Consider the following 21,408-nt stretch of genomic DNA (forward strand, 5'->3'; position numbering starts at 1 on the left):
ACCCCGTCCGTAGACTGGCCCGCGTGAGTGACCTCCCCCCGCCTGACAGCGAGCACCCCGACCGCGACGACAACGCCGACCGTTTTGACGAGATCGTCGAAGCCGAGACCGACCGCGACCCCGACCTCGCCGTGATCGAGGCGGGCAGCCGCACCCTGCGCACCCAGGCGGGCCCGCCCCAGGCGGGCATCCCCTCGCGCCCCACCGACCCCGAGATCGACAAGGCGCTGCGCGAGGTCGAGACGGAGCTCGCGAGCCGCTGGGGGGAGACCAAGCTCGAACCCTCCGTCAGCCGGATCTCCGCGCTGATGGACGTCCTGGGCGAGCCCCAGCGCGCGTACCCCTCGATCCACATCACCGGCACGAACGGCAAGACGTCCACGGCCCGCATGATCGAGGCCCTGTTCACCGCCTTCGAGCTGCGCACCGGGCGTTACACCTCGCCGCACGTCCAGTCGATCACCGAGCGGATCAGCCTGGACGGCGCCCCCATCGAGGCCGAGCGCTTCGTGGAGACGTACAACGACATCAAGCCGTACGTCGACATGGTCGACTCCCAGCAGGAGTTCAGGCTCTCCTTCTTCGAGGTGCTCACGGGCATGGCGTACGCGGCCTTCGCGGACGCCCCCGTGGACGTCGCCGTCGTCGAGGTCGGCATGGGCGGCAGCTGGGACGCGACGAACGTGATCGACGGCTCGGTGGCCGTCGTCACGCCCATCGACCTCGACCACACCGACCGCCTCGGCGGCACGCCGGGCGAGATCGCCGGCGAGAAGGCCGGCATCGTCAAGCCGGACGCGACCGTGATCCTCGCCCAGCAGCCGGTGGACGCGGCTCAGGTGCTCCTGAAGAAGGCAGTCGAGGTCGACGCGACGGTGGCCCGCGAGGGCCTGGAGTTCGGCATCGTCTCCCGCTCGGTGGCCGTCGGCGGTCAGCTCCTGACCCTGCGCGGTCTCGGCGGGGAGTACGAGGAGGTCTTCCTGCCGCTCCACGGCGCCTATCAGGCGCACAACGCCGTGGTCGCGCTCGCCGCGGTGGAGGCCTTCTTCGGCATCGGCTCGCAGCACGCGAGCCCGCTCGACATCGACACCATCCGCAAGGCCTTCGCCTCGGTCTCGTCGCCGGGCCGCCTCGAGGTCGTGCGTACCTCGCCGACCGTCGTCCTGGACGCCGCGCACAATCCGGCGGGCGCCCGAGCCACCGCCGAGGCGATCAGTGAGGTCTTCGACTTCAGCAATCTGATCGGCGTGGTCGCGGCGAGCGAGGGCAAGGACATGAAGGGGCTGCTCGAAGCCTTCGAGCCGATCTTCGCCGAGGTCGTCATCACGCAGAACTCCAGCCACCGCGCGATGGACGCGGACACGCTGGCGGGGCTCGCCGTCGAGGTCTTCGGGGACGAGCGTGTCCAGGTCGAGCCGCGCCTGCCGGACGCCCTCGAAGCCGCGATCACCCTCGCCGAGGAAGAAGGCGAGTACGCGGGCGGTGGTGTCCTGGTCACCGGCTCCGTCATCACGGTCGGCGAGGCCCGGCTGCTCCTGGGGAGGGGCTGACTCCTGTGCGTACGCTCTGTGCTTCGACGCTGATCGGCGAGTTCTTCGTCATCGGCTTCGCCGGTCTGGTCGCCATGAAGGACCCGGACCTGTCGATGGGCACGGTCTGGACGGTCTGCGGCATCGCGATGCTGTTCAGCGTCCTGCTGTGCGGAATGATCACCCGGCCCGGCGGGGTGCAGCTGGGCTGGGCGCTGCAGATCGCGCTCATCGTGAGCGGGTTCGTCGTGCCGATCATGTTCTTCATGGGGGCCCTGTTCGCCGTGCTGTGGTGGGCCTCGCTGCACTTCGGCCAGAAGATCGACGAGGCGAAGGCCAGGTTCGCGGCGCAGGCCGAGTCCGGGGCAGGGGCCGAGGCGGGGGCCTAGCCCCTGCGGGCCTTGCCCCTGCGGGCCTTGCCCCGCCTGCCCGGCTGAGCGGGCTTCCGGGGCCGGAGGTAACGCGGTGTAGTGGGTGCCGGTATTCTGCCGGGCAACCCACACGCTCGTAGAAAAAATGCTTGGAGCCGCACATGACCCAGCGCACTCTCGTCCTGCTCAAGCCCGACACCGTCCGTCGTGGCCTGATCGGCGAGATCATCGGCCGTATCGAGCGCAAGGCGGGCTGGACGATCTCCGCCCTCGAACTGCGCTCGCTCGACCAGGAGACGCTGGAGCAGCACTACGGCGAGCACAAGGGCAAGCCCTTCTACGAGCCCCTGGTCGCCTTCATGGCCTCCGGTCCGGTCGTCGCGCTCGTCGTCGAGGGCGAGCGCGTCATCGAGGGTGTGCGCGCCCTCGCCGGTCCGACCGACCCGATCGCCGCGGCGCCCGGCTCCATCAGGGGCGACTTCGGCAGCATCGTCCGGGAGAACCTGATCCACGCGTCGGACTCCGAGGAGTCCGCCGAGCGCGAGATGAAGATCTTCTTTCCGGGTGCCGTCTGAGGGGCGTCGTCCGTCCGAGGGCCGTGGTCCGGCGGTCGGACGCAAGAATCTGACAGGCGCACGTAAAGAGTTTCGTAAATACTTCTGACGCCTAGTCAGCAGGGCACTGCCCTGACCAGGGGGTGGCCGAGAAAACCGGCCGCCCCTTGGCATATGCGGCCCAATTGGGGGAACCCGTGCCTCCGATGGCACGTCTCCAAGAGCGAGGCGGCGCATCATCTGCTGACAATGGCGAAGACCCTAGCGCCGTGTTCGTGCAGGCGAGACTACGATGTAAGCCTCCACGCCACACAGCACCCACCTCGCCTACCTAAAAAGCCATCAGACGCTCCAGGGAAGGCCAGACGCATCCTCATGGGGAACCACATGTCGTTCATCGGCCGTGACATGGCTGTCGACCTCGGGACCGCCAACACGCTGGTGTACGTCAGGGGCCGGGGGATCGTTCTCAACGAACCGTCCGTCGTCGCCATCAACACCAACACGGGTGGCATCCTCGCTGTCGGCGCCGAAGCCAAGAAGATGATCGGCCGCACGCCGGGCAACATCGTTGCCGTGCGGCCGCTGAAGGACGGCGTCATCGCCGACTTCGAGATCACCGAGCGGATGCTCCGCTACTTCATCCTGAAGATCCACAAGCGCCGCTACCTCGCCCGCCCGCGTGTCGTCGTCTGTGTGCCCTCCGGCATCACCGGAGTCGAGCGCCGCGCCGTCATCGAGGCCTCCTCGCAGGCCGGCGCGCGACAGGTGCACATCATCGAGGAGCCCATGGCCGCGGCCATCGGTTCCGGCCTGCCGGTCCACGAGGCCACGGGCAACATGGTGGTCGACATCGGCGGCGGCACCACCGAGGTCGCCGTGATCTCGCTCGGCGGAATCGTCACGGCACAGTCGATCCGTGTCGCGGGCGACGAGCTGGACAACGCGATCATCCAGCACATCAAGAAGGAGTACTCCCTCCTCCTCGGCGAGCGCACGGCCGAGCAGATCAAGATCACCATCGGTTCGGCGTACGACATGGACGCCGACGAGCACACCGAGATCCGCGGCCGGGACCTGGTGTCCGGGCTGCCCAAGACCGTCGTCATCTCCGCGGCCGAGGTGCGCAAGGCGATCGAGGAGCCCGTCAACGCGATCGTCGACGCGGTCAAGACGACCCTCGACAAGTGCCCGCCGGAGCTTTCCGGTGACGTGATGGACCGTGGCATCGTTCTCACCGGAGGCGGTGCCCTGCTGCGCGGCCTCGACGAGCGTCTGCGCCGCGAGACGGGCATGCCGATCCACATCGCCGAGGACCCGCTGGACAGCGTGGCGCTCGGCTCCGGCAAGTGCGTCGAGGAGTTCGAGGCGCTTCAGCAGGTCCTTGACGCGTCGCCGCGCCGCTGAGAGTGGCGCGAACCCGCTGAACGGGTGTCCGCCGTACGAGTGCCTGTCACCTCGTGCGGCGGATCGTTGATATAGAGGCCTTTAGAGGGCACGCACAGTTGCTCAGAATTCCAGAGATTTCCAACTGAGGAAGGCACGGCCGCCGCACGTGAGGGACACACGAGAGAGCCGGCTGCTCCTGGTGCTGCTGATCGCCATCGCGTTCGCTTTGATCACGGTGGACATCCGCGGTGGCGAGGACTCGCCGGTCGACGGTGCCCGCCAGGCCGCCGCCACGGTCTTCGGCCCGGTCGAGGACGGAGTGTCGTCCGCGGTCGACCCGATCGGCAACGCCATCGGCGCGGTACGGGACTCCGGCGACCGGCATGACCGGATCGCCGAACTCACGCGGCAGAACGCCGCGTTGAAGGCGAAGCTCGGCAGCGACGACCGCAACCGCAGCCGGGTCAGACAGCTCGACAGCATGCTCAAGAGCGCCGGCGCGGGGCAGTACGGCATCAAGGGCGCCGAAGTCATCGGCATAGGAGCGGCCCAGGGCTTCTCCTGGACCGTGACCATCGACGCGGGCGCGAACGACGGACTCAAGCGCGACATGACCGTCCTGAACGGCGACGGCCTGGTCGGCCGCGTCACCACGGTCGGCCCGAGCACCGCGACCGTCCTGCTCGCCAACGACCCCGACTTCACCGTCGGCACCCGCATGGAGAAGACCGACGAGCTCGGCTTCGCCACCGGACAGGGCGACCGCCCGCTCTCGGTACAGATGCTCAACGGCAAGGCCAAGGTCAAGAAGGGCGACCGTCTGGTCACCTTCGGCTCGCAGGCCGACAAGCCGTTCGTGCCCGGTGTGCCGGTCGGCCAGGTCGTCCGGGTCGACCCGTCGGGCGGTGACCTGACGCGCAACATCTACATCAAGCCGTACGTCGGCTTCACCAAGCTGGACATCGTCGGTGTCGTCGTCGAAGCGCCCCGCGAGGACCCGCGCGACACGGTCCTGCCGAAGAAGCCCGCCAAGCCGAAGCCGACCCCGACGGTGACCGTGACGGCCACCCCGTCAGGACAGCCCCCGGCCAACGGCGTCGACAACGGCAACGAGTAGTAGGAGTCCCGGACCCATGCGCTTCAACCGAATCCTGCTCTCCGCCACCCTGATCGTCGTCGCCCTGGTCATCCAGGTCAGCGTCCTGGCCAGGCTCCAGCTGCCGGGCGCGGTCCCGGACCTGGTGCTGCTCACGGTGCTCGGCCTCGCCCTGGTCTACGGCCATGTGGGCGGCGCCCTCATCGGCTTCGGCGCCGGACTGCTCGCCGACCTGGCCCCGCCCGCCGACCACGCGGCCGGGCGGTACGCCCTGGTGCTCTGCGTCATCGGCTACCTCGCGGGCCTGGCCAAGCCGGAGACCGGTCGGCTCAGGTCGGCCACCGGGCCGCTCGTCGTGGTCGTCGGCGCCGCCATCGGATCGACCCTGCTGTACGCGGGCGTGGGCGCCCTCGTCGGGGACACCGCCGCCCGCCACGTGGGCCTGGGCGGACTCCTCTTCACCGCCGCCCTGTACGACCTGCTGCTCGCGCCGTTCACCGTGCCGCTGATCATCGCGCTCGCCCGGAGAGCCGAGAACGACCCGCTGGGGGAGACCTCCCCCACCAGCAAGGCCGCGGACGTCTCCGACGGCTGGCTCTCCTCGGGCACCGGCCTGCGCATCGGCAACCAGCGCGGCGGCCTGCGGATGAAGGCGGCCAAGGCCCGCGTCGCGCGCGCCGGGCGCATCAAGGGGGTCAAGCGCCTGTGACCGCAGCGCAGTTGGCCCCGTACCCGACCGGCCGCGCACACAGGTCGGTCGTGTACACGTACTACTCGTACACACACTGAGAGGGGGAGGAACAGCAGTGACCAACGCCCACCCGTCCCCCGCCACCACCCTTTCAACGAATGGGCCGCGCCCATGACCAACATCCCCGAGACCGGACGGACCCCAAGGGTCCAGATCCGCCTCATCGTCATCCAGATCCTGGTGCTCTCCCTCCTCCTCACCCTCGGCGGCCGGCTCTGGTACCTCCAGATCCGCAACGGCGAGGAGTACGCCGAGGAAGCCTCCGGCAACCACGTCCAGCAGGTCGTCGACCCCGCCGTACGCGGCTCGATCCTCGACGCCCGCGGTGTGCCGATCGCCGACAACGAGACCCGGCTCGTCGTCTCCGCGTCCCGCACCGAGCTGATGAAGATGAAGGACGACGGCAAGTCGGCCCTCGCCAAGCTCGCGGACGTCCTCGGCATGAGTGCCAAGGAAGTCGGCGACAAGGTCCGCCTCTGCGACGCCAAGACCCCGCAGCCCTGCTGGAACGGCTCGCCCTACCAGCCGATCCCGATCACGGACGAGGCCTCGCCCAAGCAGGCCCTCCAGATCCGGGAGCGCGCCGAGGACTTCCCCGGCATCACCGCGGAGCCCACCGCCGTACGCCGCTATGCCGCGCCCGGCAAGTCCAACACCGCCCAGGTGCTCGGCTACCTCTCGCCCGTCACCGACGACGAGATCAAGAAGGCCGAGAACACCGACTCGCCGTTCCTCCGCTCCGACCAGGTCGGCCGCTCCGGTCTTGAGCGGACGTACGACGCCCAGCTGCGCGGCAAGGCGGGCGTCACCCGCTACGAGGTCGACAACCTCGGCCGCGTCATCGGCAAGGCCAAGGACGACCCGGCCGAGCCCGGCGCGAACGTCGTCACCAGCATCGACGCGCGCGTGCAGGCGCTCTCCGAGTACTGGCTGAACGACGCGATGAAGAAGGCCCGCCAGGAGTTCGACAAGAACACCAACGAGAACTACAAGGCCGACGCGGGCGCCGTAGTCGTCATGGAGAACAAGACCGGACGCATCGTCTCCATGGCGTCCAACCCGACCTACGACCCGAACGCCTGGGTCGGCGGCATCTCCGGCAAGGACTACGCGCAGCTCACCGGCAAGAAGTCCAACTACCCGCTCCTGAACCGCGCCATCCAGGGCCAGGCGGCCCCCGGCTCGATCTTCAAGGTCATCCCGACGGCGGCGGCGGTCAACGCGGGCTACGACTTCAACGGAAGCTACCCCTGCCCCAGCTCGTACTCCATCGGCGGCCAGACGTTCAAGAACTTCGAGTCCCAGGGCCACGGCAGCATCTCCCTCGGCCAGGCGCTCGAAGTCTCCTGCGACACCGTCTTCTACAAGCTCTCGCACGACCAGTGGAACAAGGACGGCGGCAACAAGCCGAAGAAGAACCCCAAGGACTGGTTCTACAAGACGGCCCACCAGTTCGGTCTCGGCAAGGAGACCGGCATCGACCTGCCGAACGAGGTCACAGGACGCGTCCCGGACCGCCAGTGGAAGAAGGACTTCTGGAAGGCCAACAAGGACGGCTGGTGCAAGCAGGGCAAGAAGGGCGGCGACTACGCCCAGCAGATCGCGTACGAGAACTGCCTCGAAGGCATGAAGATGCGCGCCGGTGACTCCGTCAACTACTCCATCGGACAGGGCGACACCCTCGTCACGCCGATACAGATGGCGACGATCTACTCCGCGATCGCCAACGGCGGCACCCTGCACGACCCCACGGTCGGCAAGGCGATCATCAGCGCCGACGGCAAGCAGACCCAGGAGATCAAGCCGAAGTCGCACGGCAAGCTGCCCATGACGCAGAAGACCCGCAACGACATAGACGGTGCCCTCGCCGACGTCGCCACCAAGGGAACGGCCGCCTGGCGGTTCGGCGGCTGGCCACAGGACAAGATCCCGATGCACGCCAAGACGGGTACGGCGGAGGTCTACGGCAAGCAGACCACCTCGTGGTTCGCGACGTACACCAAGGACTACTCGATCGTGATGACGATCGCCCAGGGTGGTACGGGTTCCGGTGCGTCGGGCCCCGCCGTCCGCAAGATCTACGACGGCATCTACGGCCTGGACGACAGCGGCAAGCAGAACCTCAAGAAGGCCCTGCTGCCCCAGCCGCAGAAGAACCTGCCGAAGATCGAGACCGACGGTTCGATCGATTCCCCGAAGCTCAAGCCGTACAAGCCGGAGGCCCCCAAGCCGCCGCGGGAGCAGCAGGAACTGGCGGGCGCGCCCGCGAACGGGAGGCGCGACTAGTGGCCGGAAACAATGGCTTCTCCGTCTCCGGCTACGGGCCCGAGCGCTCGTCGATGACGTCCCGCGTGCTCGCCCGCGACTCTCTGGTGCGCAGGCTCGACTGGCCGATACTGCTCTCCGCGATCGCGCTCTCCGCGATCGGCTCCGCGCTCGTCTTCTCGGCGACGCGCAACCGCACCGAGCTGGTCGGCGACGACCCGTACGCCTTCCTGTTCAAGCACGTCCTGAACACCGGCATCGGCATCGCCCTGATGGCGGGCACGATCTGGCTCGGCCACCGGACGCTGCGGACGGCCGTGCCGATCCTCTACGGCATCTCCGTCTTCCTCGTCCTGCTCGTCCTCACCCCGCTCGGCGCGACGATCAACGGCGCGCACGCGTGGATCGTGATCGGCGGCGGCTTCTCGTTGCAGCCCTCCGAGTTCGTGAAGATCACGATCATCCTGGGCATGGCGATGCTGCTCGCGGCGCGGGTGGACGCGGGCGACCGGGACCACCCCGACCACCGCACGGTCCTGCAGGCCCTCGGCCTGGCCGCCGTACCGATAATGATCGTGCTCCTCATGCCCGACCTCGGGTCGGTCATGGTGATGGCGATGATCGTGCTCGGCGTGCTTCTCGCGTCGGGCGCCTCCAACCGCTGGGTCTTCGGACTCCTCGGCACGGGCGCGGCCGGCGCGATCGCCATCTGGCAGCTCGGCATCCTCGACGACTACCAGATCGCTCGCTTCGCGGCCTTCGCCAACCCCGCGCTCGATCCGGCGGGCGTCGGCTACAACACCAACCAGGCGCGCATCGCGATCGGCTCCGGCGGCCTGTCGGGCACCGGCCTCTTCAAGGGTTCGCAGACCACGGGGCAGTTCGTGCCCGAGCAGCAGACGGACTTCGTCTTCACCGTCGCGGGCGAGGAGCTCGGCTTCGCGGGCGCGGGCCTCATCCTCGTCCTGCTCGGCATCCTGCTCTGGCGGGCCTGCCGCATCGCGCGCGAGACGACCGAGCTGTACGGCACGATCGTCGCCGCCGGGATCATCGCCTGGTTCGCCTTCCAGGCCTTCGAGAACATCGGCATGACGCTCGGCATCATGCCGGTGGCGGGTCTGCCACTGCCCTTTGTCTCCTACGGAGGATCATCGATGTTCGCGGTCTGGGTGGCCGTGGGCCTGCTCCAGTCGATCAAGGTGCAGCGGCCGATGTCGGCGTAGGCCGGTTGCAGGGCTGCCCTCGGCCTGCGATCGCGTCTAGATTCGGTTCATGGCGGAGACGAAGCGCGAGATCGAGCGGAAGTACGACGTCGGGGCGGACACGGCGCTGCCCGACCTTTCCGGGGTCGCCGGGGTGGCCGACGTCGTCGACAAAGGCGTCGTCGAACTGGACGCCGTCTACCACGACACGACCGACCAACTCCTGCTCTCCGACTCGATCACGCTGCGCCGCCGCACCGGCGGCGACGACGAGGGATGGCACCTCAAGCTGCCGGTGTCCCTCGCGCAGGGCGTGCGGGACGAGATCCGGGCCCCGCTCTCGGAGTCGGTGCCGCCCGAGCTGTCCGGGCTCGTGCGCTCCCGGGTGCGCGATGCCGGACTCGTGCCCGTCATGCGCCTGTTGACCGCGCGGGACCTGCGTCACCTCGTCGACGCCAAGGGTGCGCTCCTTGCCGAGCTGAGCATCGACCGGGTGCGGGCCGAGCGGCTCACGGAGGGCGGCGGCACCGCCGAGTGGGCCGAGATCGAGGTGGAGCTCGCGGACGACGCGGATCCCGCGCTGCTCGACCGGATCGAGAAGAAGCTGAGGAAACTGGGCGTCGAGCGGTCGGCGTCCGCGTCGAAACTGGCCAAGGCACAGGCGGCGACGGCTCTGGGCGAGACCCGGCAGCGGTCCGCGCAGGGCGGGCCGAAGCCTGCCAAGGCCAAGAGGGGGAAGGCGGATGAGCAGTACGTCGTCATCCATCTGAAGGACCCCGCCGTGCAACGTGCCCCCGTCACCGCCGCCGACCATGTCCTGGCCTACGTCCGCACCCAGCGCGACGCCCTCGTCGCCCTCGACCCCGACGTCCGCCGCGACGTGCCGGACTCCGTGCACCAGATGCGCGTCGCCACACGGCGGATGCGCAGCGCGTTCCGCTCGTACGGGAAGATCCTCGACCGCACCGTCACCGACCCGATCGGCGACGAGCTGAAGTGGCTCGCGGGCGAGCTCGGGGTCGACCGCGACCAGGAGGTCCTCGCCGAGCGGCTCACGCACCGCATCGACGCCGTGCCGGGGACCCTGCTCCTGGGGCCGGTGCGGGCCCGCCTGCAGATCTGGGGTGTCGCCGGCGCCGACGACGCCCGGAGCAGGACCGTCGCCGCCCTCGAAGGAGAGCGGTACGTGCGGCTCCTGAACTCCGTCGACGCCGTGCTCGCCGACCCCCCGCTGCGCAAGGCCGCCGCGGCGTCCCCGGACAAGGCTCTCCCCAAGGCCGTACGGAAGGACTACGCCCGCCTGGAGGCCCGCATCGAGCACGCGCTCGCGCTGGAGCCGGGGGAGGAGCGGGACGTGGCGATGCACGGCGCCCGCAAGGCCGCCAAGCGTGCCCGGTACGCGGGCGAGGCGGCCAGGCCCGCGCTCGGCAAGCCCGCCAAGCGGTTCGCGAAACGCATGAAGGCCGTCCAGAAGGTCCTCGGCGACCACCAGGACAGCGTCGTCGCCCGTGAAACGCTGCGGCACCTGGCGATCCAGGCCCATGCGGCGGACGAGACCGCCTTCACCTGGGGACTCCTGTACGGCCAGGAGGAGGCCACGGCCGCCGAGCGCGAGAACGAGCTGCCGGGGGTGTGGCACCGGGCGTCCCGGCCCAAACTGAGGGCGGCGTTGAGCAGCTGACCGCCGGGGTACGCTGGATGGTCACCCCTGTCAGATCATGAGAACCCTGCCGAAAGACGCTGTGATGCCTGTCGAGTCCGTCTTCCCTCGCCTGGAAGCGCTTCTCCCGCACGTCCAGAAGCCCATCCAGTACGTCGGCGGTGAGCTCAACTCCACCGTCAAGCCGTGGGACAGCTGTGACGTCCGCTGGGCGCTCATGTACCCCGACGCGTACGAGGTCGGGCTGCCCAACCAGGGCGTCATGATCCTCTACGAGGTACTGAACGAGCGCGAGGGCGTCCTCGCCGAGCGCACGTACAGCGTCTGGCCCGACCTCGAAGAGCTGATGCGGGAGCACAAGGTCCCGCAGTTCACCGTGGACAGCCACCGCCCCGTCGGCGCCTTCGACGTGTTCGGGCTCAGCTTCTCCACCGAGCTCGGCTACACGAACATGCTCACGGCCCTGGACCTCGCGGGCATCCCCCTTGAGTCCAAGGACCGCACGGTCGACGACCCGATCGTCCTCGCCGGAGGCCACGCCGCCTTCAACCCCGAGCCGGTCGCGCAGTTCATCGACTGCGCGGTCATCGGCGACGGCGAGCAGGCCGTGCTCGACATGACCGCGATCATCCGCGAGTGGAAGTCCGAGGGCCGCCCCGGTGGCCGCGAGGAAGTTCTGTTCCGCCTCGCGAGGACCGGCAGCGTCTACGTCCCCGGGTTCTACGACGTCGAGTACCTCCCGGACGGGCGCATCGGCCGTGTCGTACCGAACAAGTCCGGTGTCCCGTGGCGCGTGTCCAAGCACACCGTCATGGACCTGGACGAGTGGCCCTACCCCAAGCAGCCCCTCGTGCCGCTCGCGGAGACCGTCCACGAGCGCATGTCCGTGGAGATCTTCCGCGGCTGCACCCGCGGTTGCCGCTTCTGCCAGGCCGGCATGATCACGCGCCCCGTGCGGGAGCGAAGCATCACCGGCATCGGCGACATGGTGGAGAAGGGCCTGAAGGCGACCGGCTTCGAAGAGGTCGGCCTGCTCTCCCTGTCCTCCGCGGACCACAGCGAGATCGCGGACGTCGCCAAGGGCCTCGCGGACCGGTACGAGGAAGACAAGATCGGCCTCTCCCTGCCCTCGACCCGCGTCGACGCCTTCAACATCGACCTCGCGAACGAGCTGACGAGGAACGGCCGTCGGTCGGGTCTGACGTTCGCTCCCGAGGGCGGCAGCGAGCGGATGCGGAAGGTCATCAACAAGATGGTCTCCGAAGAGGACCTGATCCGTACCGTCGCGACCGCGTACGGCAACGGCTGGCGCCAGGTCAAGTTGTACTTCATGGTCGGTCTGCCCACCGAGACCGACGAGGACGTCCTGCAGATCGCGGACATGGCGGCGAACGTCATCGCCAAGGGCCGCGAGGTCGCGGGCAACGACATCCGCTGCACGGTCTCCATCGGCGGCTTCGTGCCCAAGCCGCACACGCCCTTCCAGTGGGCCCCGCAGCTGTCGGCGCAGGAGACGGACTCCCGTCTCACGAAGCTGCGCGACAAGATCCGCGCCGACAAGAAGTACGGCCGCTCGATCGGCTTCCGCTACCACGATGGCAAGCCCGGCATCGTCGAAGGCCTGCTCTCGCGCGGGGATCGCCGCATCGGCTCCGTCATCCGCGCCGTGTACGAGGACGGCGGCCGTTTCGACGGCTGGCGCGAGCACTTCAGCTACGACCGCTGGATGGCCTGCGCCGAGAAGACGCTGCCCGACTTCGGTGTGGACGTCGACTGGTACACCACGCGTGAGCGCACGTACGAGGAGGTCCTGCCCTGGGACCACCTCGACTCCGGTCTCGACAAGGACTGGCTCTGGGACGACTGGCAGGACTCGCTCGACGAGACCGAGGTCGAGGACTGCCGCTGGACCCCGTGCTTCGACTGCGGCGTGTGCCCGCAGATGCAGACCGAGATCCAGATCGGCCCGACCGGCAAGAAGCTCCTTCCGCTGTCGGTGGTGAAGTAGGTGGAGCGGCCGGGGCCCGTGGGCGGGGCGGGTGTTCCTCAACTCGCCCCGCCCTCGGGCCTCGTGCATCTCTCCTTCATCGCCGCGATGGAGGAGTTCCGTGCCGAGGGGCGCGGCGGCGATGACGACGACACGACGCTCGGCCGTACCCTGCGCGACTACGGCGACAAGTGGCACGACCCGGTGGTCTTCGAGCGCTATGTGGCCGAGGTCCGCGCCGCCGTGCACCCCGCAGAGCCGTTCTCCGTCCCCGTGACGACCCTCTGGTACGCGGACGGCGCCGACTACTTCGGCCGTCTGGCCATCCGGCACAACGTCAACACGCGCTTTCTGCGCGAGTACGGCGGCCACATCGGCTACGACGTACGCCCCACGGCCCGCCGCCGCGGCCACGCCACGGCGATACTCATCGACAGCCTGCCGTACGCCCGCGAGCTGGGCCTCGCATCGGTCCTGGTCACCTGCGACACCGACAACACCGGTTCGCGCAAGGTGATCGAGGCCGCGGGTGGCGCGTTCGATGACGAACGCGGCGGAAAGCTGCGTTACTGGGTCCCGACCGCCGTCTGACGAACCAGCGGCATCCACCGAAGCGTCTAGGACAGCATGGATCTGGAGAAGCGGCCCTCGCCGCACGAGCCGCAGCAGCCGCTCGACACCCCTCGACCGCAGGCCGAGGGGTGTCTCGCCGTCGCGATCCGCATCCCGGTGCGGATCGTGGTGCTCGTGCTCGTCGTGCCCGTACGCCTGCTGTGGGACGCGCTCGCCGTGTGCGGCCGCTTTCTGTACTTCAGGGCGCTGCGGCCGGTGGGGCGCGCGTTCGCCTGGCTCGGCCGGACGCTGATCGTGACGCCCCTGGACTGGCTGAACGAGTACGTCTTCACACCGGTCGCGCGCGGCATCGGCATCGGGTCGGTGTGGCTGCTCAAGGCGGTGTTCGTGTGGCCGTGGGTGGGGCTGTGGCGGTATGTGGTCGTCCCCGTCGGCAAGGGGCTCGGGTGGCTGGGGCGGGTGCTCGTCGTGGTGCCCGCCGTCTGGTTGTACGCGTCCGTGCTGACGCCGGTCGGGCACGCGATCATCTGGCTGTGCAGGGGAGTTGGGCACGGCGTCGGGTGGCTGGGGCGGGTGCTCGTGGTCGTCCCGGCCGTCTGGTTGTACGCGTCCGTGCTGACGCCGGTCGGGCACGCGGTCGTCTGGCTGGTACGGGGCGGCGCGGCGGTGGCCGCGGTGGCCGGACGCGGCATCGGCGTCGGTCTGGTGTGGCTGCTCAAGGCGGTCTTCGTGTGGCCGTGGGTGGGGCTGTGGCGGTATGTGGTCGTCCCCGTCGGCAAGGGGCTCGCGTGGCTGGGGCGGGTGCTCGTAGTGATCCCCGCCGGGTGGCTGTACGCGTCCGTCCTCACGCCGGTCGGGCACGCGATCGCCTGGCTCGCCAAGGGAATCGGGGCGGGCATCGCGTGGACGGCATGGGGGATCGGGGCCGGGGCCAGCTGGTTGCTCGGGGGGATCGGGACGGTGCTCGGCGCCCTGGGCCGCTGGATCTTCGTGGTGCCCGCCGTCGCTGTGTGGCGCTGGGTGCTCGCACCCGTCGGGCGGGGCATCGCCGTCGTCGCACGCGAGATCGTCGACGCGCTCGGACACGCCTGGCGGATCGCCGGGTACATCTCGCTCGCGGTGGGGCGCTTCCTGGGCCGCCTCCTGCGGTGGCTCTTCGTGGACCCGGTGCGCTGGGTGTACCGCTCGGTCCTCGCTCCCGTCGGACACGCCCTGCGCGACGCGGTCTGGCGCCCTGCCGCCCGGGCGGTGAAGGACGCGCGCCGCGCCACCCGGCAGGCGCTCACCGCCGCCCGCCAGAGCGTGCGGGACGCCCGTGCCGACGTACGGCGCATGCTGTTCGGTGCGCCGAAGGGACAGGCCCCTGCGGGGGCGGTTCCGGCGGAGCCCGCGCCGGTGCCCGTGGCCCGGCGGGAACCGGACACGCCCGGGACACGTACTCTAGGTAGCAGTACGACCGCACTCACGAAGGACTAGAACACTGGGCAAGCGACAGCCCGAAGGCCCGCCGCCCGCTCCCGCGGTGCAGCGCATCCGACTGCGCTACACCAAGCGCGGCCGCCTCCGGTTCACCAGCCACCGTGACTTCCAGCGCGCCTTCGAGCGGGCGCTGCGCCGCGCCGAGGTGCCCATGGCGTACTCGGCGGGGTTCACGCCGCACCCGAAGGTGTCGTACGCCAATGCCGCACCCACCGGCACGGGCAGTGAGGCCGAGTACCTGGAGATCGCGCTCACCGAGGCGCGTGACCCCGACAAGCTGCGCGAGCTGCTCGACGAGTCGATGCCGACCGGCCTCGACATCGTGGACGCCGTCGAGTCCCGTACGTCGGGGCTCGCCGACCGGCTCACCGGATCCGTGTGGGAGCTGCGCCTGAACGGCGTGGAGCCCGCGGACGCGGAGCGTGCCGCCGGAGCCTTCCGGGCCGCGGAGAGCGTCGAGGTCCAGCGCCGCGCGAAGAACGGTATGCGGACGTTCGATGCCCGTGCGGCCGTCGTGAGCCTTGAGGCAATCGCCTCTGACGAGGCACTCAGCCACGACGCCGATAGGCCGACCGACCAGCCCTGTGCGATACTGCGGCTGGTTGTTCGGCACGTGACACCTGCCGTACGACCCGACGACGTCTTGTCCGGTCTCAGAGCTGTTGCTGACCTGGCGCCGCCGGTCGCCGCAGCGGTGACCAGGCTGGCGCAGGGGCTTCTTGACGACGAGACCGGCACGGTGACCGACCCGCTCGCGCCCGACCGCGAGGCAGCCACGGCCCCACTTGAGAACCAAGGGGTCGCCGCAGCCGCCGCGAAGGTGCCGGTGACGGAAGGTCCCGTGTAGGGAGACCCGTCGGCAGAACAGAAGCGCCGCCCTTGTACTCGGGAGCCACCTGGGTCGGGCAGCGCACTGACCGAGACTTTCGCCAGGCCGTCCGCATTTGGGCGTACGGAACCGGTGAGACAGACACATAGAGCTCCCGTGCGGCGCCCACGCCCCCGGATGGCGGCCCCGCGTAGGTGAGCGAGAGCCGCGGACATCACCGGACCAGGCGCGGCGCCCGGGAGCGTGACGGGAGAACCGCCCGCATGCTTGAGCCGAACGAACCCACTGAGGGCTCGGACAACAACACACCCAGCGACACCCTTCCGCCGCGCCGCAGGCGCCGTGCGGCGTCGCGGCCCGCCGGGCCGCCCGTGGGTGCCACCGAGGGCACCGAGGGCACTGCTCCGGCCATACCGGCCGCCCCCGTAGCCGAAGAGCCAGTCAAGGCCGCCGCTCCGGAGCCGGAACCGGCCGAGGAAGCCGCTCCTGCCCCGCGTGCACGCCGTCGCGCCACCCGCCGCTCCTCGGCTCCCGCCGGTGCGCCGCAGGGCGCTGAGACGGCCGCCGAAGCGCCGGTCGCCGAGCCCGCCGTGGCCGAGGCCGAGCCTGAAGAGACCACTCCCGCCCCGCGCCGCCGCCGTGCCACCCGCCGCGCCTCCGCGCCCGCCGGTGCGCCGCAGGGCGCCGAGGCCGCCGCGGAGACGCCCGTGGCAGCCGAGCCCGCCGCCGAGGAGCCCGCCGCGCCCGAGGCACAGCCGGAGTCCGGCGACGCCGCCCCGCGCCGTGCCCGCCGCCGCGCGACCCGCGGTTCGTCCGCGCCCGCCGCGGAGACGCGGACCGAGCAGGCCCAGCAGGCCCCGGCCGCCGAGCCGAAGGCCGACGCCGCGCCCGCCGCAGGCAAGCAGGCCCCCGAAGCGGAACCCGCCGAAGAGGACGCGCCCAGTGGCCGCCGTCCCCGCCGTGCCACCCGCAAGGCCGCCGCCGGGTTCTCGGCGCCCGCCCCGACGCGGGCCCGCAAGGCGCGTGCCGGTGACACCGAGGAGGGTTCCGGAAGGAAGCCGCGCCCCGCCGTCGCCGTCTTCCAGGCGCCGGTGTTCGCCGCGCCGATGTTCCAGACCCCCGAAAGCGCCGCTGCCGCTGCCGCCGCCGAAGCGGCCGACGAGCCCGCCGAAGAGGTCGAGGCCGAGCCCGTCGCCGCCGCACCGGTGGTGGAGGAGGAGACCGGAGGGCGCCGGCGCCGCAACCGCCGTCGTGCCGCCGATGAGCAGCCCGCCGCCGAGCGTGAGCCGGCCAAGCCCGCCGCGAAGGCCGTCGAGGCCGAGGCCCCCGAGCCCGAAGAGGCCGAGGACACCGCCGAGGACAGCGACAACAACGACAACAACGACAACGAAGAGTCCGACGACTCCGGTGAGCGCCACGGCCGCCGCCGCCGTCGCGGCGGCCGTCGCCGTCGCCGCGGTGAGTCCGCCGACGACTCCGGCGACCAGCAGGACGCGGACGCCGACTCCGACGCGGACGCCGCTGAGGACGCCAACGAGACCGACGACGCCAAGGACGCGGCCGAGCAGGCCGACGACGACGCCGACGACAACGGCTCGGGCTCCGGTTCGAGCAGCAGCCGTCGCCGTCGTCGCCGCCGTCGCCGCGCCGGTGACTCCGGTGACGGGGACGCGGGCGACAGTGACCCGGAGCGTACGGTCGTCAAGGTCCGTGAGCCGCGCAAGAAGGAAGAGCGCGAGCTGGGCACCGGGGCCGACGAGGTCACGTCCATCAAGGGCTCGACCCGCCTCGAGGCCAAGAAGCAGCGCCGCCGCGAAGGCCGCGAGCAGGGCCGCCGTCGTGTGCCGATCATCACTGAGGCCGAGTTCCTGGCGCGCCGCGAGGCCGTCGAGCGCGTGATGGTCGTCCGCCAGAACGGCGAGCGCACCCAGATCGGCGTCCTTGAGGACAACGTGCTCGTCGAGCACTACGTCAACAAGGAGCAGGCCACCTCGTACGTCGGCAACGTCTACCTCGGCAAGGTGCAGAACGTCCTGCCGTCGATGGAGGCCGCCTTCATCGACATCGGCAAGGGCCGCAACGCCGTGCTCTACGCCGGTGAGGTCAACTTCGAGGCGCTCGGGATGGCCAACGGCCCCCGTCGCATCGAGTCGGCCCTCAAGTCGGGCCAGTCGGTCCTCGTGCAGGTCACGAAGGACCCGATCGGCCACAAGGGCGCCCGCCTCACCAGCCAGGTCTCGCTGCCCGGCCGCTACCTGGTCTACGTGCCCGAAGGCTCGATGACCGGCATCAGCCGCAAGCTGCCCGACACCGAGCGCGCGCGCCTGAAGACCATCCTCAAGAAGATCGTCCCCGAGGACGCGGGCGTCATCGTGCGCACCGCCGCCGAGGGCGCGAGCGAGGACGAGCTGCGCCGTGACGTCGAGCGTCTGCAGCAGCAGTGGGAAGAGATCCAGAAGAAGGCGAAGAACGGCGGCGCCGCGCCGACCCTTCTGTACGGCGAGCCGGACATGACCGTCCGTGTCGTCCGCGACATCTTCAACGAGGACTTCTCCAAGGTCATCGTCAGTGGTGAGGAGGCCTGGGAGACCATCCACGGATACGTCTCCCACGTCGCCCCCGACCTGGCCGACCGCCTCCAGCGCTGGACCTCCGAGGTCGACGTCTTCGCGACGTACCGCATCGACGAGCAGCTCATGAAGGCCCTGGACCGCAAGGTCTGGCTGCCGAGCGGCGGTTCGCTGGTGATCGACAAGACCGAGGCGATGATCGTCGTCGACGTCAACACCGGCAAGTTCACCGGTCAGGGCGGCAACCTCGAAGAGACCGTGACGAGGAACAACCTCGAAGCGGCCGAGGAGATCGTGCGCCAGCTGCGCCTGCGTGACCTCGGTGGCATCGTCGTCATCGACTTCATCGACATGGTGCTCGAGTCCAACCGGGACCTGGTCCTGCGCCGCCTGCTCGAATGCCTGGGCCGCGACCGTACGAAGCACCAGGTCGCCGAGGTCACCTCGCTCGGTCTCGTGCAGATGACCCGTAAGCGGGTCGGTCAGGGTCTCCTGGAGTCCTTCTCCGAGACCTGCGTCCACTGCAACGGCCGCGGCGTGATCGTGCACATGGAGCAGCCGACCGCCGCCGGTGGCGGCGGCAAGCGCAAGAAGCGCGGGCGCGGCGGCTCCGAGCAGGGCCAGGAGCACACGCACGAGCACGAGACCCACGACAGCGCCGACGAGGTCGAGACCGAGGCCGAGGTCGCCGCTGAGGCCGCTGCTCCGGTGGCGCTTCCCGAGCCGGAGTTCGTGCCGGACGAGGAGCTCTACAGCAGCGCGTCCGAGGCCGAGGCGGCCGCGTCCCGCGGTGGCCGTTCGCGCCGCAGGGCTACCCGTCGGGCCTCGGCTCCGGCCGGCACCCCGAAGGCGGAGACCGGGCCCGCGGAGAGCGCCCCGAAGTCGGAGAAGAAGCGGTCCAAGTCCCGGCAGGCCGCCACGGCCGAGGCTCCGGCCGCCGAGGACCCGGTCGTCGAGGCTCCGGTCGCACCGGCGCGGGAGGAGGCTGCTGCGCAGCCTGCCGCCGTCGTCGAGGCCGCTCCTGAGGCGCCCGTGGACGATGCCGCTCCCAAGGGACGTACGCGCCGTCGTGCGACCCGCAAGGCGACGTCGCCCGCAGGTTCGCCGAAGAGCGCGCAGAGTGCCGAGCCGGAGGCCGCCGAGGTGATCGTCACCGAGGCGCCCAAGGCGGAGCCCGTCGCGGAGCCGGTCGCCGCCGAGCCGGTGGCCGAGGCTCCCGCCGACGCCGCCCCGGCCCGTCCGCGCCGCCGTGCGGTCCGCAAGGCCACCGCGCCGACCACGTCGTCCGATGAGGCTGCCGTCCTGGTCGTCCCGTCGGCCGAGAAGGTCACGGAGGTTCCGGAGAAGCCCGAGGCGGACACCGCCGAGGAAGCCGCTCCGGCCAAGAAGACGGCGCGTAAGACCGCCGCCAAGAAGGCGCCCGCGAAGAAGACGGCCGCCAAGAAGACCGCGACCGCCGCGAAGAAGACGGCCGCCAAGAAGACGACGGCCAAGAAGGCGTCGAAGACGACGAAGAAGACCGCCGCGGCGGAGCAGGCGCCGGCCGGCGTCAAGTCCTCCGCGGCCGACGAGGGCTGACCCCCTCCTTCGTAGTCCGTATGTATGTCCGGGTGCCCCCGGCATGGTGATCTTGCCGTGCCGGGGGCATCTCGTTGTGGGAACTTGGAACAGAGTGAAGTACCTGTAAAACTCATGCGGTTGATGAGAGAGCACGCGGGCGTGGCGTCTGGGGAGACGTTCCGTTCGCGTAAGGGGAGGGGATGGACGATGGCGCACGGTCGTCTGAGAGGCACGGGACGTCACCGTGCCGTGAAGCAGGTCAAGGGCGGACGCCAGGCCGTCGCGCTTGCGACGGTCCTGTCGGCCGCGGGAATCCAGACGGTGAGCGCCGTGGGGACGGCGGCCGCGGATGATCAGGCGCCGCCACTGGCCGAGGCGCCGATCTTCAACGATCCGCTGGGCACCCCCGAGCAGCAGTACGCGATCCGGACCCGTCTGATCGACCTGACGAACGCCGCGGTGCCGGGATCGACCATCAAGGTCGCGGTCTACCACGTGTGGGAGGCCTCGGTCGTCGACGCGCTCGTGGCGGCCAAGAACCGCGGTGTGCACGTACAGATGCTGCTCGACGAGACCAGCAGGAGCGACCGCCCCACGAACACCTCGTACAGCACGCTCGCGGCGAATCTCGGCACGGACAAGAACAAGTCGTCCTTCGTGCGGCTCTGCCCGGCGGCCAAGTCCTGCCTGGGCGATCCCCGGTACGGCAAGTCGATCATGCACAACAAGTTCTGGCTGTTCTCGCAGGTCGAGGGCGCCAGGGACGTCGTCGTACAGACCACGTCGAACTCGACGCCGTCCGCGCACACGCGGTTCTTCAACGACGCGCTTCAGCTCCCGAACAACCCGACGATGTACGAGGCGTACGCCGACTACTTCACGGACATGATCGGCAAGGACTGGCGGAACTGGGACTACCGCACGGTCAGCGACGGCCTCTACAAGGCGTACTTCTTCCCGCGCTCCGGCACGGTCAACGAGACCGACACGATGTACTCGGTCCTGAACAACGTGCAGTGCAACTACAAGGACGCGGCCGGCGTCGCCCGGCACACCAACATCCGCGCCTCGATCTTCAAGATCACCCGGGAGCAGATCGCCGACAAGCTCGTCTCGCTCAAGAAGGCGGGCTGCACGGTGAGCATCGTCTACGCCGAGACCGACAGCGCCAAGAGCCAGGGCGGCACCCCCGGCACCTGGGAGGCACTGCACAAGTCGGGCGGGCCCACGATCCGCTGTTTCAACGACGACCGTGACCCGCTGCACCCCGGCACCAAGCTGGTGACGCCCTTCATCATCCACTCGAAGTACCTGCTCATCGACGGCAAGTACGACGGCAAGCAGAACAAGATCTCCTTCACCGGCTCGCAGAACTACACGGCGCCCGCCCTGCGCGAGAACGACGAGGCGATCGTGAAGGTCGACGACGACTCCGTGCACGACGCGTACCGCGCCCACTTCGACCACGTACGGGCCGTGGCCTGGCCCGGAACGGCCGATAAGACCGACTTGTGCAAGGGCGTCAAGCCGCTGCCGCCGGACGGTGAGAAGCCGGTTTGACCCTTCCGGCCGAGCCCCGTAATCTTGACCGTC

At 69.9% G+C, this 21,408-nt stretch carries 15 protein-coding genes; all 15 read left to right on the top strand.

Annotation, left to right across the window (positions count from 1 at the left end; genetic code table 11):
• Positions 1-23 precede the first annotated feature (23 nt).
• The 15 genes from ACFVXC_RS20890 (at position 24) to ACFVXC_RS20960 (ending at position 21,375) form a co-directional block, all read left to right on the top strand.
• A complete protein-coding gene (locus ACFVXC_RS20890) occupies positions 24-1,550 on the top strand; it encodes a bifunctional folylpolyglutamate synthase/dihydrofolate synthase (RefSeq protein ID WP_389907164.1) in 1,527 nt (508 codons plus the stop codon).
• A 5-nt stretch (positions 1,551-1,555) separates the two neighbouring features.
• On the top strand, positions 1,556-1,918 hold the full coding sequence (locus ACFVXC_RS20895) for a DUF4233 domain-containing protein (RefSeq protein ID WP_389907166.1): 363 nt from the start codon (positions 1,556-1,558) through the stop codon (positions 1,916-1,918).
• Between the two features lie 143 nt (positions 1,919-2,061).
• Positions 2,062-2,475 carry a nucleoside-diphosphate kinase gene (ndk, locus tag ACFVXC_RS20900; protein WP_389907168.1) on the top strand — a complete coding sequence of 138 codons (414 nt, stop codon included), beginning with the start codon at positions 2,062-2,064 and terminating at the stop codon, positions 2,473-2,475.
• A 366-nt stretch (positions 2,476-2,841) separates the two neighbouring features.
• Positions 2,842-3,861 carry a rod shape-determining protein gene (locus ACFVXC_RS20905; protein WP_160505014.1) on the top strand — a complete coding sequence of 340 codons (1,020 nt, stop codon included), beginning with the start codon at positions 2,842-2,844 and terminating at the stop codon, positions 3,859-3,861.
• 148 nt (positions 3,862-4,009) lie between these two features.
• Positions 4,010-4,960, top strand: coding sequence for a rod shape-determining protein MreC (gene mreC, locus ACFVXC_RS20910; protein WP_389907170.1), 951 nt, complete (start codon positions 4,010-4,012; stop codon positions 4,958-4,960).
• Positions 4,961-4,976: 16 nt separating this feature from the next.
• Entirely contained in the window at positions 4,977-5,648 is a 672-nt protein-coding gene (gene mreD, locus ACFVXC_RS20915; protein WP_389907172.1) for a rod shape-determining protein MreD, read from the top strand.
• Positions 5,649-5,801: 153 nt separating this feature from the next.
• A complete protein-coding gene (gene mrdA, locus ACFVXC_RS20920; protein WP_389907174.1) occupies positions 5,802-7,976 on the top strand; it encodes a penicillin-binding protein 2 in 2,175 nt (724 codons plus the stop codon).
• Positions 7,976-9,178 carry a rod shape-determining protein RodA gene (gene rodA / locus ACFVXC_RS20925; protein ID WP_389907176.1) on the top strand — a complete coding sequence of 401 codons (1,203 nt, stop codon included), beginning with the start codon at positions 7,976-7,978 and terminating at the stop codon, positions 9,176-9,178. The genes mrdA and rodA overlap by 1 nt, the downstream gene beginning before the upstream one ends.
• A gap of 49 nt (positions 9,179-9,227) precedes the next feature.
• Positions 9,228-10,838, top strand: a complete 1,611-nt coding sequence (locus ACFVXC_RS20930; RefSeq protein WP_389907178.1) for a CHAD domain-containing protein — start codon at positions 9,228-9,230, stop codon at positions 10,836-10,838.
• Between the two features lie 64 nt (positions 10,839-10,902).
• Positions 10,903-12,825, top strand: a complete 1,923-nt coding sequence (locus ACFVXC_RS20935; protein ID WP_389907180.1) for a TIGR03960 family B12-binding radical SAM protein — start codon at positions 10,903-10,905, stop codon at positions 12,823-12,825.
• A complete protein-coding gene (locus tag ACFVXC_RS20940) occupies positions 12,826-13,395 on the top strand; it encodes a GNAT family N-acetyltransferase (protein WP_389907182.1) in 570 nt (189 codons plus the stop codon). It abuts the gene before it with no gap.
• Between the two features lie 36 nt (positions 13,396-13,431).
• The gene (locus tag ACFVXC_RS20945; RefSeq protein ID WP_389907184.1) at positions 13,432-14,853 is read left to right on the top strand and encodes a hypothetical protein; all 1,422 of its coding nucleotides are present in this window, start codon (positions 13,432-13,434) and stop codon (positions 14,851-14,853) included.
• A gap of 46 nt (positions 14,854-14,899) precedes the next feature.
• Positions 14,900-15,703, top strand: a complete 804-nt coding sequence (locus ACFVXC_RS20950; RefSeq protein WP_389907186.1) for a TIGR03936 family radical SAM-associated protein — start codon at positions 14,900-14,902, stop codon at positions 15,701-15,703.
• A 245-nt stretch (positions 15,704-15,948) separates the two neighbouring features.
• Positions 15,949-19,833 (top strand): Rne/Rng family ribonuclease, encoded by a 3,885-nt coding sequence (locus ACFVXC_RS20955; protein ID WP_389907188.1) that lies wholly within the window; start codon positions 15,949-15,951, stop codon positions 19,831-19,833.
• Between the two features lie 189 nt (positions 19,834-20,022).
• The gene (locus tag ACFVXC_RS20960) at positions 20,023-21,375 is read left to right on the top strand and encodes a phospholipase D-like domain-containing protein (RefSeq protein ID WP_389907190.1); all 1,353 of its coding nucleotides are present in this window, start codon (positions 20,023-20,025) and stop codon (positions 21,373-21,375) included.
• Positions 21,376-21,408 lie beyond the last annotated feature (33 nt).

Origin of the sequence: Streptomyces sp. NPDC058257, assembly GCF_042881845.1 — a bacterium.
Lineage (GTDB): Bacteria > Actinomycetota > Actinomycetes > Streptomycetales > Streptomycetaceae > Streptomyces.